Origin of the sequence: Pectobacterium polaris, from assembly GCF_002307355.1 — a bacterium.
Classification (GTDB): Bacteria; Pseudomonadota; Gammaproteobacteria; order Enterobacterales; family Enterobacteriaceae; genus Pectobacterium; species Pectobacterium polare.
This window is the reverse complement of the sequence record NZ_CP017481.1, coordinates 2566454-2581365: the sequence shown is the minus strand read 5'-3', so window position 1 is coordinate 2581365 and position 14912 is coordinate 2566454. Positions and strand designations below refer to the sequence as shown.

At 50.7% G+C, this 14912-nt stretch carries 13 protein-coding genes; 8 read left to right on the top strand and 5 right to left on the bottom strand.

Annotated features, from left to right (window positions below; translation table 11 throughout):
- The first annotated feature begins 2 nt into the window (after positions 1–2).
- Together kdpE and BJJ97_RS11650 are read left to right on the top strand one after the other, a co-directional pair.
- Positions 3–683: a two-component system response regulator KdpE gene (gene kdpE, locus BJJ97_RS11655; protein WP_010309408.1), complete on the top strand. Its 681-nt coding sequence runs from the start codon at positions 3–5 to the stop codon at positions 681–683.
- A gap of 82 nt (positions 684–765) precedes the next feature.
- A complete protein-coding gene (locus BJJ97_RS11650) occupies positions 766–1194 on the top strand; it encodes an EamA family transporter (RefSeq protein WP_095994022.1) in 429 nt (142 codons plus the stop codon).
- A 63-nt stretch (positions 1195–1257) separates the two neighbouring features.
- On the opposite strand, the gene pgm is transcribed toward BJJ97_RS11650, so the two are convergent.
- Together pgm and seqA are read right to left on the bottom strand one after the other, a co-directional pair.
- A complete protein-coding gene (gene pgm, locus BJJ97_RS11645; RefSeq protein ID WP_039319251.1) occupies positions 1258–2901 on the bottom strand; it encodes a phosphoglucomutase (alpha-D-glucose-1,6-bisphosphate-dependent) in 1644 nt (547 codons plus the stop codon).
- Between the two features lie 63 nt (positions 2902–2964).
- Entirely contained in the window at positions 2965–3504 is a 540-nt protein-coding gene (seqA, locus tag BJJ97_RS11640; RefSeq protein ID WP_095994021.1) for a replication initiation negative regulator SeqA, read from the bottom strand.
- Positions 3505–3777: 273 nt separating this feature from the next.
- On the opposite strand from seqA, the gene ybfF reads away from it, so the two are divergent.
- Entirely contained in the window at positions 3778–4545 is a 768-nt protein-coding gene (gene ybfF / locus BJJ97_RS11635) for an esterase (protein WP_095994020.1), read from the top strand.
- A gap of 289 nt (positions 4546–4834) precedes the next feature.
- Entirely contained in the window at positions 4835–5116 is a 282-nt protein-coding gene (gene ybfE / locus BJJ97_RS11630; protein WP_010285457.1) for a LexA regulated protein, read from the top strand.
- Positions 5117–5278: 162 nt separating this feature from the next.
- Here ybfE and BJJ97_RS11625 read toward each other — a convergent pair whose 3' ends face one another.
- Positions 5279–6946, bottom strand: coding sequence for a methyl-accepting chemotaxis protein (locus BJJ97_RS11625; protein WP_095994019.1), 1668 nt, complete (start codon positions 6944–6946; stop codon positions 5279–5281).
- An 887-nt stretch (positions 6947–7833) separates the two neighbouring features.
- Here BJJ97_RS11625 and fldA point away from each other — a divergent pair.
- Positions 7834–8361: a flavodoxin FldA gene (gene fldA / locus BJJ97_RS11620; RefSeq protein ID WP_010285453.1), complete on the top strand. Its 528-nt coding sequence runs from the start codon at positions 7834–7836 to the stop codon at positions 8359–8361.
- Positions 8362–8690: 329 nt separating this feature from the next.
- A complete protein-coding gene (gene fur, locus BJJ97_RS11615; protein WP_010285452.1) occupies positions 8691–9140 on the top strand; it encodes a ferric iron uptake transcriptional regulator in 450 nt (149 codons plus the stop codon).
- Positions 9141–9203: 63 nt separating this feature from the next.
- Here the strand turns inward: fur and glnS are convergent, their stop codons facing one another.
- Both glnS and nagE read right to left on the bottom strand, forming a co-directional pair.
- Positions 9204–10862, bottom strand: a complete 1659-nt coding sequence (gene glnS, locus BJJ97_RS11610) for a glutamine--tRNA ligase (protein WP_095698862.1) — start codon at positions 10860–10862, stop codon at positions 9204–9206.
- 190 nt (positions 10863–11052) lie between these two features.
- Positions 11053–12549: an N-acetylglucosamine-specific PTS transporter subunit IIBC gene (nagE, locus tag BJJ97_RS11605; RefSeq protein ID WP_095994018.1), complete on the bottom strand. Its 1497-nt coding sequence runs from the start codon at positions 12547–12549 to the stop codon at positions 11053–11055.
- A 343-nt stretch (positions 12550–12892) separates the two neighbouring features.
- Between nagE and nagB the strand changes: the two genes are divergently transcribed.
- Together nagB and nagA are read left to right on the top strand one after the other, a co-directional pair.
- On the top strand, positions 12893–13693 hold the full coding sequence (gene nagB / locus BJJ97_RS11600) for a glucosamine-6-phosphate deaminase (protein WP_095994017.1): 801 nt from the start codon (positions 12893–12895) through the stop codon (positions 13691–13693).
- A gap of 18 nt (positions 13694–13711) precedes the next feature.
- Positions 13712–14857, top strand: a complete 1146-nt coding sequence (gene nagA / locus BJJ97_RS11595; protein WP_095994016.1) for an N-acetylglucosamine-6-phosphate deacetylase — start codon at positions 13712–13714, stop codon at positions 14855–14857.
- Positions 14858–14912 lie beyond the last annotated feature (55 nt).

Below are 14912 nucleotides of genomic sequence, written 5' to 3'. Positions count from 1 at the left end.
CATTGCAGGCCACTATTTTAATCGTTGAAGATGAAAAAGAGATCCGTCGTTTTGTTCGTCAGGCGCTGGAAGGCGAAGGCTGTCGCGTGTTTGACGCCGAAACGATGCAGCGCGGCTTGCTGGAAGCAGCCACGCGCAAACCCGATCTGATTATTCTCGATTTGGGCCTGCCGGACGGCAACGGTATCGACTACATCCGCGATTTACGCCAGTGGAGCAGCCTGCCCGTGATTGTGCTGTCTGCCCGCACCGACGAGCAGGATAAAATAGACGCACTGGATGCGGGTGCCGATGATTACCTGACGAAACCGTTCGGCATCGGCGAGCTGCTGGCACGGTTACGTGTCGCGTTGCGTCGCCACAGCAATACACAGCAGGAAACGCCGCTGGTGAGCTTTGGTAATATTACCGTCGATTTACTTAATCGGCAGGTGAATCGCGACGGTCAGGAACTGCACCTGACACCCATCGAATTTCGTTTGTTAGCCACACTCCTCGCCAGCCCCGGCAAAGTGCTGACACAACGTCAGCTCCTGACGCAAGTCTGGGGGCCGAACGCCGTCGAGCACAGCCACTATCTGCGCATTTATATGGGGCACCTGCGCCAGAAGCTGGAAAGCGATCCGGCAAGACCGCGCCATCTCTTGACTGAAACCGCTATCGGCTATCGTTTTATGCCGTAAAATCACATTTCTGTATCAGGCAACGTCCGTGGAGAATATCTCCTGCGGTACACGCCTGTCTTTTCTTCAGGAATACGCCGTCATGAGTAGTTGGTTAATTTACGCCTTGCTGTCTGCCGTGTGTGCCGCGATGGTCGCGATATTTGGCAAGATCGGTCTGCAAAATTTGGACGCCAATACGGCGACCGCGATTCGTGCCGTCATCATGGCACTTTTTCTAGTGGGAGTGGTGGTCGCACAAGGCAAACTGGCGCTGGTCGGTGAGGTTGTCGCCAATAAGAAAGCGCTGTTGTTTATTGTGCTCAGCGGCGTCGCGGGGGCGCTGTCGTGGCTGTTTTACTTTGTGGCGTTGAAGAACGGTAACGTCGCACAGGTCGCGCCGATCGATAAGCTCAGCGTGGTCTTCGCTGTAGTGCTGGCGGTCATACTGCTGGGAGAAAAAATTTCGCTGATAGCGGGAGCTGGCGTGGCGCTGATTTCCGTGGGAGCGCTGCTTGTCGCATTGGGGTAAAGGCGTTCTGCATTTTCTGTCCGTACAAGATTAAAAAAGGCGCTGCAAGCAGCGCCTTTTCACTTATTTAGCCGTTGCGAGTACCGCACTGACAATTTCTACCGCTTCTTTCTCGATTCGCTCTCGGTGCTCCGCCCCGAGGAAACTTTCACAGTAGATCTTGTAGGCTTCTTCCGTGCCGGAAGGACGTGCAGCAAACCAGCCGTTCTCCGTCATCACTTTCAAGCCACCAATCGATGCCCCGTTGCCCGGCGCAGCGGTCAGGCGTGCCGTAATCGGATCGCCCGCCAGCGTGCTGGCTGATACTTGCTCAGGCGACAGCTTAGACAGCACAGCTTTTTGCGCATGCGTCGCAGAAGCCTGAATACGGTTGTAGCTCGGCGCGCCAAAGCGCTGTGCCAGCTCATCATAGTGCTGCTGCGGGTTTTTCCCCGTCACGGCTGTAATTTCTGCCGCCAGCAGACACAGGATGATGCCATCTTTGTCCGTCGACCACGGCGTGCCGTCAAAGCGCAGGAAAGACGCCCCCGCGCTCTCTTCACCACCGAAGCCAAAGCTGCCGTCATACAGGCCGTCAACGAACCATTTGAAGCCAACCGGTACTTCTACCAGCTTACGGCCCAAATCAGCAACCACGCGGTCGATCATCGCACTGGATACCAGCGTTTTGCCGACAGCAACAGACTGTCCCCACTGTGGACGATGTTGGAACAGGTAGTTGATCGCCACCGCCAGATAGTGATTCGGGTTCATCAGCCCAGAAGGCGTGACAATACCGTGGCGGTCATAGTCAGGATCGTTGGCAAACGCCAGATCGAATTTGTCACGCAGCGCCAGCAACCCAGCCATCGCGAACTCTGACGAGCAGTCCATACGGATCACACCATCGTGATCCAGCGACATAAAGCGGAATGTCTGATCGACGGCATCGTTCACCAGCGTCAGATCCAGCTTGTAGTGCTCTGCGATACGCTGCCAGTAGGCAATACCGGAACCACCCAGCGGGTCAACGCCCAGCTTCAGACCGGCGCGTTGGATCGCCGCCATGTCCACCACGCTAGCCAGCCCTTCGACATAGGCCTGAACCAGATCCTGTTCATGGACGTGTCCGCTGTTCAACGCCTGATCCAGCGTGATGCGCTTAACGTCACGCAGTTCATCCGCCAGCAGCGCATTCGCACGCGTCTCAATCACGCTAGTGAGGTTGGTATCTGCCGGGCCACCGTTCGGCGGATTATATTTGATGCCACCATCTTCCGGCGGGTTGTGAGACGGCGTAATCACAATGCCGTCCGCCAGCGCACCGCCCTGACGATTGTGAACCAGAATCGCGTTAGACACCGCAGGCGTTGGCGTAAAACCATTATCCAACTGCACGATCACATCCACGCCGTTGGCAGCCAACACTTCCAGCACAGAGATAAACGCCGGCTCGGAGAGCGCATGCGTATCTTTACCGACATAGCACGGGCCACTGATACCTTGCTTTTTACGCTCTTCAGCAATCGCCTGCGCAATCGCCAGAATGTGCGGTTCATTAAAGCTATGACGCCCCGCGCTACCGCGATGACCAGACGTACCGAATTTCACCGCGTGCGCTGTGTTGCCGACTTCCGGGCGCAGCACATAATATTGTGACGTTAACTGTGCCACATTAATCAAATCGCTCTGCTGGGCAGGCTGTCCGGCCCTTGGGTGATTAGCCATTGGCGCTTCTCCCTAACGCTGTGGTTAGATAGATAGTTGATAGATAGTTAAATAGATAAATAGTTAGATAGTGCCGCACACTTTTTCTGTCAGTTCTGCGGGGAACTGCATTGCCAGCATGATGTGTTCAACCATGCTGCGTTTACGACCGGTATTCGTGTTGGTGATCGCCCAGTATGGCGTGCCCGGAATATGTTTGGGCTTAGTGTGTGTGCCATGCTGAAGCAAGGTTTGCTGGTCGCCCGCGAAATAGACGCGGGTGCGGCCATGAAGAGATTCTGTCGCGGCAGCAAATTCCTGCGGCGATAAGGTATACAGCGTGGACAAAACCAGCATAAAGCGATTAATGGCTTTATTCTGTTCAGCGTATTCATCCGACAGCAGCAGCTCACGCAGGGTTCGTACCCGATCGCGCGGGCTCGGTGCAGCGGCAGGCTGAGACGTCGTTGTTGTTGCGGCAGCCGCTACCGCAGGCGTTGCGACAGGCTGCCCAGCGGTAAATTTCAGCATGCGCCGTAAAATATCTGATGCGCTCTCACCAATATGCTGTGTGTGGCTGGCAATATAACGATAAAGCTCTTCGTCGACTTCAATAGTTTTCATCTTTATCCAGTGCTGTTTTTACCCATTATCATGCAAATTACAGAGACGTTCCCCTTCTGTAACCCGACATCTATGGGTAGATGACTCAAATCAAAAGGATTATACAGGCGTTCAAACATTATCGAACAGCGGCATAGTGGGACAATAGCAAAAGTCAGACTATGCCCCAATGCCTTTCACATCCCTTCGAGTGGCTATACTGTTCCTTCAGCGACAACATTGATTCTAAAGTCATGATACCCTAACCCCATGTCTCTCTGAATGAACTTCACCATGAAATTGAATCATCGCTGGCAAAATGCGCACCAACCCACAGATAAACTTCCTGTCATCCTGATTCATGGCCTGTTTGGCACATTAGATAACCTTGGCGTATTGGGCCGGGATTTGCAAAACACGCATGACATTCTGCAAATCGATTTACGCAATCACGGTTTGTCGCCACGTTCATCGCAGATGAATTACCCCGAGATGGCGCAGGATGTGCTGGCATTACTGGATGAACTGAACATCGAACGCGCTATTGTTATTGGGCATTCGATGGGCGGAAAAGTCGCCATGGCGCTCAGCGCGCTCATTCCCGAACGGTTGGACAAGCTGGTCGCCATTGATATCGCGCCGGTGGATTATCAGGTACGCCGCCACGACACTATCTTTGCCGCACTGCGTGCCGTAACGGAAGCGGGCGTGACATCACGCGCAGAAGCAACAACACTCATGCGCCAGCACATAAAAGAAGACGGTGTGATTCAGTTTTTGCTGAAATCCTTCCAACAGGGAGAGTGGCGTTTTAACGTACCGGTGCTGTGGGATGAATACGAAAACATCGTTGGCTGGCAAGAGGTTCCGGCCTGGCAAGGGCCAATCCTGTTCATTCGCGGCGGCGATTCTCCCTATCTGGACGATGGTTACCGCGATTCACTGCTTCGCCAGTTCCCGGCGGCGCGTGCGCATGTGATCAGCGGTGCCGGTCACTGGGTTCACTCAGAAAAACCCGATGCGGTTTTGCGCGCTATCCACCGTTTTCTGGACACGAATTAACCAGACGATACTGACACTGGCGGATTCATGATAACGGCGGCAGTTAACCGTTGTCGCCGCCAGTGCGGCTAGGGTATGATGACGCCCGCAGTAGAGGGACGGCTGATTCAGCCACAAGCATTGTAACCACTTCATCAAAATGCACGCATAACTTCCCAACATGTTTCACAGATAGAAAACCGCCACCTGACAATCCTGTAGCAGGGTGAGAATAGGCATCGATTTTATCTGTAGAACAAGACGGACAGCGCCGTGTATTTTGGTCCGAATACCTTGCAGTATATTACTTATGGCAAAAGAACAAACGGATCGCACCACACTGGATCTGTTCGCAGATGAGCGTCGTCCGGGCCGCCCCAAGACCAACCCGCTCACGCGTGACGAACAACTAAGAATTAACAAGCGTAATCAACTACGTCGCGATAAAGTTCGTGGGTTGCGCCGTGTTGAATTAAAGATTAACAGCGACGCCGTCGATATCCTGAACAGCCTTGCTGAAGAGCGGAACATTAGCCGCAGTGAATTGATTGAAGAGATGCTGCTGGCGCAGTTGGCCGAACAGCAATCCTGATTGACGTAACCTGATATTTATAACGTAGTATTTAAATAACGCTGCATTTAAATAACCTTGTATTTTAATAGCTTAGGTACTCACATCTTGTGCGGCGCCATTTCTGACGCCGCCTGAACATTCACCCAAGATTACACACGCTCTCTCAGATTAAAACGACGCTTAGAATTTTTCCCAATTGTCGTTACTGGGCGGTAGCGTTTTGCCCGCACGCGGGGCAATCACCGGCGTTTTCAGCACCGGTTTTGCCGCCACTTGCAGTCCTGACTGCGTATCGGACAGTTGGAACAGCGACACAGTCTGGTTCAACAGCGCCGCCTGCTCTTCCAGAGACAAGGCTGCTGACGAGGCCTGTTCAACCAACGCGGCGTTTTGCTGCGTTACGCTGTCCATTTCCGCCACGGCCTGACCAACCTGCGCAATCCCTTTGCTTTGTTCTTCCGATGCCGACGCAATTTCACCCATGATATCCGTCACGTTAGTCACCGCACGGACGATATCCTGCATGGTGTCACCCGCGTCGCTAACCAGATTGGAGCCAGTATCCACACAGCGAACAGACTCAGAAATCAGTCCTTCAATCTCTTTCGCTGCCTGCGCACTGCGCTGCGCCAGACTACGTACTTCGCCCGCCACTACGGCAAACCCGCGGCCTTGTTCACCCGCACGTGCCGCTTCTACTGCCGCGTTCAGCGCCAGAATGTTGGTTTGGAACGCGATGCCGTTAATCACGGTGGTGATCTCTGCAATTTTTCTCGAGCTGCCGGAGATTTCCGCCATGGTTTTCACCACGTTCTCAACAATTTCACCGCCCTTCTTCGCCGTTGTCGAGGCTTGTAATGCGAGTTGGCTGGCATGGTTGGCGTTTTCGGCATTCTGTTTCACCGTTGCCGTCAGTTGCTCCATGCTCGCCGCAGTTTCTTCCAGCGCGGAAGCTTGCTCTTCGGTACGTGAAGACAGATCGTTGTTGCCTGCGGCAATCTCAGAAGCGCCCTGATAAATAGAATCCGTGCTGTTTCTGATTGTGCTAACCGTGCTGGCCAAACTCCCCTGCATTTCACGCAGCAGTGGGAACAGGCGACCGACACAGTTATTACCAAAGTCCAGAATCGGTTTGCCCAAGTGGCCGGAAGCAATCACGCTAAAGTGATAGCGCAGATCGTTTAATGGACGAACCAGACACACCACCAGATAGCGGTCGGTCAGGAACAGCATGATCAGGCCGATAATCAACCCGCTCAGCAAGATGTTCTGTCCAATCGTGGTAATTTGTTCAAAACGAACACCGGCGGCATCAAATTTCTCTGCGCTGGCGTTACTGAATGCGGAGAGAGAGGCGCCAAACTGACGGCTCAATGGCGGCACAACATTCTTGGCCTGATTTTGGTAGTCGTCCAGCGCGTTAGCAACGGCCTTCTGGTAAAGCGGTTCAACGCCCTGAGTCACCAGGTTATTCCAGTCACGACTAACGGCCTGTACCAGCGCAGCATCCAGACCCGCATGATCGATAGCATTAAACGCCACCAAATCAGATTTCAGTTTATCCAGCGCAACAAGTGCAGAAGCCTGCTCTTTATCTGCGGTGGCATTATCACCGCTGCGACGAGCGTCAACCGCACGCGCCAGACGGGTTACCATACGGAAATATTGATCGTTGCCCTGGTTGATAAAATTCATGTTCTGAACCAGCAAGGTGCTGGTTTTCGAGGTCGCAGTCATCTCTTTAAAAGAGAACATGGTATATATCGATACGCCACCCCAAAGAACACAAAAAATGCCCAGAACCCATAGCATCGCGGTTCTGATGGCAATATTTTTTATAAGTTTCATAGCTCACTCCAAATCAGGAAAATGGTTAAAAAGATTTTTATCGCTAATCAACCGATATGAATCAGAAAATTCACACCATGAAACAAGTCACTTCTCCCTAGCGTTCACATTTCACCGAGTTGAAAACTCAAAAACCACGCTAACTCATCGGCTAAATACAGAGAATATTTAGCGTTCTCGCTATATTTATTAATATAATTTTTCATACTGAGAATAAGCCTACCTATTTTTATAGATATAAGTCTTCTAATCATAGGGTTGCAAGAGAACACGCCGCCAACCCGCGTCCTGCGTGCGTTAGCATGGACAGGTTACCAGGCGACAAAGTAGTTTGAATGACATTTCATTTTATTCTTTAACATCAAAAGAATAAAACCCCCTTTTATAGATTTGCATCGTTTCAGCTGCAAATGGTTATAATTCTTATTTCCATTCCCTAAGAATATTCCCGCGAAATGTTACAGATTTTCAATTCTATAAAAACATTATCTTTTGTACGTATTTTAATTCCCACGAATAACAACGTACCGTTACGTGACTTTTATTCTTCACAAACAGAAGTCTGCTTTTAATTACAATTGAAACAAACCATAAAATAAAAAATACATTCATAAAAAATGAAACGCAGTTGCAAATAAATAACCGCAACGCTATTAAGGGAATGTGTACTGAGTCTCAGACAATAACATAATCCCTATTCATTATGGGGAATTTAGCATCAAGCAGAGATACGTTTCGTTTCCTTACTTACCTCGCATTTCACACACTCTTGATTTACGCATCCTTACCGATACGAGTTTCTCCCGATGTGAGTGTCTGTTATTATTAACAGATAAGTGGGTGAAATATTACACCATACCATTAGGAATCAAGAGGTTATTCAATTCATGGCACTCATCGGAATATTCTTTGGCAGTGATACTGGCAACACTGAAAACATCGCCAAAACGATTCAACAGCAGTTAGGCACCAACGTCGCTGATGTTCATGACATCGCCAAAAGCAGCAAAGAAGACCTCGAAGGTTTCGATATTCTGCTGCTGGGTATTCCAACCTGGTATTACGGTGAAGCTCAGTGCGATTGGGATGACTTCTTCCCATCGCTGGAAGAAGTGGATTTCACAGGAAAATTGGTTGCCCTGTTTGGCTGCGGCGATCAGGAAGACTATGCAGAATACTTCTGTGATGCCATGGGCACTATCCGTGACATTATTGAGCCGCGCGGCGCGACGATTGTCGGTCACTGGCCAACAGAGGGCTATTACTTTGAAGCCTCTAAAGGACTCGCCGACGACAATCACTTCATCGGCTTGGCTATCGATGAAGACCGTCAGCCTGAATTGACCAGCGAACGCGTAACAACGTGGGTGAAACAGATCAGTGATGAACTGAACCTGAAAGAACTGGTTGGCTAAGCCATTTTGGCTCTGATAATCCCTATCAGAGCCAAAACAGCATTGATAGGTAAAACCTTTCATAATAATTGATACATTTTTTTAACTTCTATCAGTAAACCTGTACAATAATCCCATCGGCTTTGTATGTGCATCATCATTTCCTCATTCATCAACAACGAATTGCGTTGTATACCAATAGTGTGAATGGGGACAATATTGTTAACATTCGCTTGTTTTCATTTTGTATGCGCGGTTCTATAATTGAGACGCTTTTGCATTTTTTGAGCCGACCGATGTCATAGGCTAGGCAACCTCCATTGATAAGTAAGCAACAGGATTAAACCCGCATGACTGACAACAATACCGCATTAAAGAAGGCCGGCCTGAAAGTCACTCTTCCAAGACTGAAAATACTGGAAGTGTTACAGGACCCTGTCTGCCATCACGTCAGTGCGGAAGATTTATATAAGAAACTGATTGATATGGGCGAAGAGATTGGTCTTGCTACCGTCTATCGCGTACTCAACCAGTTTGATGATGCGGGTATCGTAACCCGTCATAACTTCGAAGGTGGTAAATCCGTCTTTGAATTGACGCAGCAGCATCATCACGATCACTTAATTTGCCTCGACTGTGGCAAAGTCATTGAATTCCGCGATGAATATATCGAAGCACGTCAGCGCGAGATCGCAGAAAGACACGGCATCAAACTGTCCAACCACAGTCTGTATCTCTACGGGCATTGCAGTGAAGGGGATTGCCGAGAGGATGAAACCCTGCACGATTCCACACGATAAATCGACCGCATAAAAAAATAAAACCGCCTAGGCGGTTTTATTTTTGTCTTCTTACTGGTGGCCTTAGCCTACCCAGGTATCGCGTAGTCCAACCGTACGGTTAAACACCAGATGTTCTGCACTGGAGTAAACGCGGTCAGCACAGAAATAGCCTTCACGCTCAAACTGATACGCTTTCTCTACTTCTGCCTGCGCCAGGCTCGCTTCCACAAAACCTTGCGTAATTTTCAGTGAGTCTGGATTAATCGTCGACAGGAAGTCTTCTGCCGCACCCGGATTAGCCACACTGAACAGGCGATCGTACAAGCGGAACTCTGCTGGTACCGCGTGTGCCGCAGAAACCCAGTGGATAACGCCTTTCACTTTACGGCCGTCAGCCGGATCTTTGCTCAGCGTTTCCGCATCATAGCTACAGTAAATCGTGGTGATAACGCCCTGCTCATCTTTTTCAATGCGCTCTGCTTTGATCACATAGGCATTACGCAGGCGCACTTCTTTACCTAGCACCAGACGCTTGTACTGTTTGTTGGCTTCTTCACGGAAGTCAGCACGATCGATGTAAACTTCGCGGCTGAATGCGACCTGACGTGAACCCATTTCCGGCTTGTTCGGATGGTTTGGCATCGCGACAAACTCTTCGTGCTCGGCTGACAGATTCTCGATCACGACTTTGACCGGATCCAACACCGCCATGGCACGCGGAGCGTTCTCATTCAGATCGTCACGGATACAGGACTCAAGCGCGGCCATTTCCACGTTGTTATCCTGCTTCGTTACGCCGATGCGCACACAGAATTCACGGATAGAGGCTGCGCTGTAACCACGACGACGCAGACCAGAGATGGTCGGCATACGCGGATCGTCCCATCCTTCAACGACGTTTTCCACCACCAGTTGGTTCAGCTTACGCTTGGACATAATCGCGTATTCGAGATTAAGGCGGGAGAATTCGTACTGACGCGGATGGCAAGGAATGGTGATGTTATCCAGCACCCAGTCATACAGACGGCGGTTATCCTGGAATTCCAGCGTACACAGCGAATGTGTGATCCCTTCCAGCGCATCGGAAATGCAGTGGGTGAAGTCATACATCGGGTAGATGCACCACTTGTTGCCCGTCTGATGATGATCGGCAAATTTAATGCGATACAACACCGGATCGCGCATCACGATAAAGGACGATGCCATATCGATTTTTGCACGCAGACAGGCTGTACCTTCCGCAAATCCACCGTTACGCATTTTTTCAAACAGCGCCAGGTTTTCCTGCACGGTACGATCGCGGTATGGGCTGTTTTTGCCCGGTGCCGTCAGCGTACCGCGGTATTCGCGAATCTGCTCAGGCGTCAGTTCATCAACGTAAGCCAGCCCTTTACCGATCAGCTCAACCGCATAAGCGTGCAGTTGATCGAAATAATCAGAAGAATAGCGAACGTCGCCGCTCCATGAAAACCCCAGCCATTCGACGTCACGTTTGATCGACTCAACGTATTCGATGTCTTCTTTTACCGGATTGGTATCGTCAAAACGCAGGTTGCATTGCCCCTGATAGTCACGCGCGATACCAAAATTCAGGCAAATAGACTTTGCATGCCCAATATGCAGATAGCCGTTCGGCTCTGGCGGGAAACGCGTCTGAATATGGTCATGCTTACCGGACGCCAGATCTTCATCGATAATCTGACGGATAAAGTTGGTTGGGCGGGCTTCAGCCTCACTCATTCTTCATTCCTCAATGCTAAAACGACGTATAACCGACAATGATCCAACAAGCTACGCTGGGAAACAACCGTTAGTTTCATTTAATTATTCATAACGAAAAAAAAGGGCGAGATTGCTATCTCGCCCCATTCATTTCATCGATATAACACAGCGTTAAACGATCAACACCGCCATATTACGTCTTGCCATACTATATCTTGTCATACTCCGCTTTCAGTGCGGTCGCTATCAATTCAGCCTGCGTACCCACCACAATCTGTACACTTTGCTTATTCAGACGAATAACGCCCGCCGCACCAAGACGTTTTGCCTGTGCATCATCAACCAGTGAGGAATCAGCCACGTTCAAACGCAGACGTGTGATACAGGCATCAATACCTGTCAGGTTGGCTTTTCCACCAAGCGCCTGCAAATAGCCCCGCGCCAACGCTGCTGTATCGCTTGATTTCTCGCCAGCAGACGCAGTACTCACGTCATAGCCATCGGCTTCGCTACCGCTTACAGCCAGTTCACGCCCTGGCGTTAACAGATTGAAGCGAGTGATGGTAAAGCGGAACACCACATAGTAAATGACGAAGAATACCAGACCCTGTGCAAGCAGCATGTACCACTGAGTAGCCAACGGGTTACGTGAGGACAGCACCATATCTACCAGACCCGCACTGAAACCAAAACCGGCAATCCAATGCATGCTGGCCGCGATAAACACGGAAAAGCCTGTCAGCAACGCATGCAGGAAATACAGCACCGGCGCAACAAACATGAAGGAGAATTCCAGCGGTTCGGTGATCCCGGTAAAGAAAGAGGCAAATGCCGCCGCCAGCATAATCCCCGCCACTTTGCTTTTGTTCTCAGGACGTGCGCAGTGATAAATCGCCAGCGCAGCGCCCGGCAGGCCGAACATCATAATCGGGAAGAAGCCCGCCTGATAACGTCCGGTGATCCCAACGACAGCTTTGCCAGAGTCGATAGACTGTTGGCCGGCTAGGAAGTTAGGAATATCGTTGATACCCGCGACATCAAACCAGAACACGGAATTCAGCGCATGGTGCAATCCAACAGGAATCAGCAAACGGTTAAAGAAGGCATAAACCCCAGCACCAACCGAACCCAGTTGTTGAATGTATTCACCGAACGACACCAGCGCATTGTAAATCACCGGCCAGACGTACATTAAAATGAACGCCACCAGAATCATCAGGAAAGAAACCAGAATCGGGACCAAACGGCGTCCGCTGAAGAACGACAGCGCTTTAGGCAATTCAACCTGACTGAAGCGGTTATACAGCTCGGCGGACATGACACCAACCAGAATCCCGATGAACTGGTTTTCAATCTTGCCAAACGCAGCGGGTACCTGTTCAACAGGGATCCGTTGGATCATGGCAACAACGGCCGGTGAACACAGCGTGGTCAGCACCAGATAACCGACAAAGCCGGTCAATGCTGCCGCACCATCTTTATCTTTCGACATACCGTACGCGACACCAACGGCAAACAGCACGGCCATGTGCCCGATAATCGCCTCACCCGATTTGATGAGGAGTGCCGCCAACGCGTTCTCGCTTCCCCAGCCAACCGGATCAATCCAGTAACCTATCCCCATCAGGATAGCGGCAGCAGGCAGCGTCGCGACAGGCACCATCAATGCCCGACCGACTTTTTGTAAATAGCTCAGAGTACTCACTTTTCCCTCTCTTACCTTTGCGAGGTAATGAAATGTTGTGGGGCAAACAAACCTGCCAATAAATTTCACTGCCGAAGAACGCCGCTGTCGAAAAAACGTGGCAGCGGTGGTTCTTAGGGGGAGTGTAAGAAAAATAATTCGCTACACAAATTAAACCCCGTAATTATGTGATAAAAATCACCAAAAAACTGCATACAAAAAGTTTATACCTGAATAAAACCCCAACTTATTTCAAGATTAAAAAAAACGGAGTAGACTAATTTTAATGCATAGACAAAACGCGCAACTGGCGTGATTTGCGCAATAACGTATTTAATTCCACTAAAAAATCAGGAGAGCGCTGATGAGACTCATTCCTTTAACCACCGCCGCCGACGTCGGAAAATGGGCCGCCCGCCACATCGTTGAGAAGATTAACGCTTTCAAGCCCAGCGCAGAGCGCCCTTTTATTCTGGGATTGCCGACAGGCAGCTCACCGCTGGAGGCTTACAAATCGCTGGTCGCCATGCACAAAGCGGGACTGGTGAGCTTCAAACACGTCATCACCTTCAATATGGATGAATATGTTGGCCTGCCAACCGATCATCCAGAAAGCTATCATACCTTCATGCACCAGAATTTCTTCAATCACGTTGATATTCCGCGTGAAAACATTAACCTGTTGAATGGCAACGCAGAAGACACCACAGCAGAATGTCGCCGTTATGAAGAGAAAATAAAGTCCTACGGGAAAATTCACCTTTTCATGGGCGGCGTGGGCAATGATGGACATATCGCCTTCAATGAACCCGCTTCCTCTCTGGCCTCCCGCACCCGCATCAAAACGTTGACAGAAGAAACCCGTATCGCCAATTCCCGTTTCTTCGGCGGGGACGTCAGTCTGGTGCCTAAATTTGCCCTGACCGTTGGCGTCGGTACGCTGCTAGATGCCGAAGAAGTGATGATTCTGGTGACCGGTCGCAACAAGGCGCAGGCGCTACAGGCTGCGGTAGAAGGCAACGTTAACCATATGTGGACCATCAGCTGTCTGCAACTTCACGCCAAAGCCATCATGGTTTGTGACGAGCCTTCAACAATGGAGCTGAAGGTAAAAACCGTTAAATACTTCCGTGAATTAGAAACGGAAAGTATGAAAAATCTCTAACCGATGCGGGAGTCGATGATGTACGCGTTAACCCATAGCCGGATCTTCACCGGCCACCAGATTCTGGACAATCACGCTGTCGTGATTGCCGATGGGCTGATCGAGCGAGTCTGCCCACTTGCCGAGCTTCCTGCCGGCATTGAACAACACGACCTGAGCGGTGCGTTCCTCGCCCCGGGTTTTATCGATCTCCAGTTGAACGGCTGCGGCGGCGTGCAGTTCAACGACTCGCTGGACACGATCTCCGTCAAGACGTTAGAGATCATGCAGCAGGCGAATGAGCGTTCAGGCTGTACCAGTTTTTTACCTACGCTGATTACCTCCAGCGATGCATTTATGAAGCACAGCATCGATGTGATGAGAGACTGGCTGGCGCAGAATAAGCATCAGGCGCTTGGGCTGCATCTCGAAGGTCCGTGGCTGAATGTACTCAAGAAAGGCACGCATGACCCTGCCTTTATTCGCAAACCCACGCAAGAGCTGGTCGACTTCCTGTGCGCCAACGCGGATGCCATTACGAAAGTCACGCTGGCACCGGAAGAAGTCGAACCGTCGGTTATCCGTCAGCTAACGGCTGCGGGCATTATCGTGTCCGCGGGGCATTCCAACGCCACCTGGGAACAGGCTAAGCTGGGTTTTGCCGCGGGTATTCGTTTCGCTACCCACCTATTCAACGCCATGCCGTATCTGACTGGCCGCGAACCCGGATTGGTCGGTGCGATTTACGACGCCCCAGAAGTCTATTGCGGTATTATCGCGGATGGACGACACGTTGACTGGGCCAATATTCGCAACAGTAAACGTATCAAGGGCGATAAGCTGGTGCTGGTTACCGACGCCACGGCACCGGCCGGCGCGGATATTGACCAGTTCATTTTTGCTGGTAAAACCATATACTACCGTGATGGCATTTGTGTCGATGAACACGGCACCCTGAGCGGTTCGGCACTGACCATGATTGAAGCCGTGCGTAATAGCGTCGAACACGCGGGCATCGCGCTGGATGAAGCGATTCGGATGGCAACGCTCTATCCCGCCCGTGCCATCGGCGTGGATAAGCAGTTAGGCAGTATTGAAAGCGGTAAAGTGGCCAACCTGACCGTCTTTGACCGTGACTATCACATTCTCAAGACGTTTGTTAACGGTAATCCTGTTTGGGGATAAAACGAGAAACGCCTTGGGGTAACGCGGATATACGTTGGGGTAAACTGAGATAAGG

Bases quoted from the DNA above. Each gene is read 5' to 3' on its own strand.
- BJJ97_RS11650 (WP_095994022.1), top strand. From the start codon at position 766: ATGAGTAGTTGGTTAATTTACGCCTTGCTGTCTGCCGTGTGTGCCGCG.
- pgm (WP_039319251.1), bottom strand. From the start codon at position 2,901: ATGGCTAATCACCCAAGGGCCGGACAGCCTGCCCAGCAGAGCGATTTG.
- seqA (WP_095994021.1), bottom strand. From the start codon at position 3,504: ATGAAAACTATTGAAGTCGACGAAGAGCTTTATCGTTATATTGCCAGC.
- ybfF (WP_095994020.1), top strand. From the start codon at position 3,778: ATGAAATTGAATCATCGCTGGCAAAATGCGCACCAACCCACAGATAAA.
- ybfE (WP_010285457.1), top strand. From the start codon at position 4,835: ATGGCAAAAGAACAAACGGATCGCACCACACTGGATCTGTTCGCAGAT.
- BJJ97_RS11625 (WP_095994019.1), bottom strand. From the start codon at position 6,946: ATGAAACTTATAAAAAATATTGCCATCAGAACCGCGATGCTATGGGTT.
- fldA (WP_010285453.1), top strand. From the start codon at position 7,834: ATGGCACTCATCGGAATATTCTTTGGCAGTGATACTGGCAACACTGAA.
- fur (WP_010285452.1), top strand. From the start codon at position 8,691: ATGACTGACAACAATACCGCATTAAAGAAGGCCGGCCTGAAAGTCACT.
- glnS (WP_095698862.1), bottom strand. From the start codon at position 10,862: ATGAGTGAGGCTGAAGCCCGCCCAACCAACTTTATCCGTCAGATTATC.
- nagB (WP_095994017.1), top strand. From the start codon at position 12,893: ATGAGACTCATTCCTTTAACCACCGCCGCCGACGTCGGAAAATGGGCC.
- nagA (WP_095994016.1), top strand. From the start codon at position 13,712: ATGTACGCGTTAACCCATAGCCGGATCTTCACCGGCCACCAGATTCTG.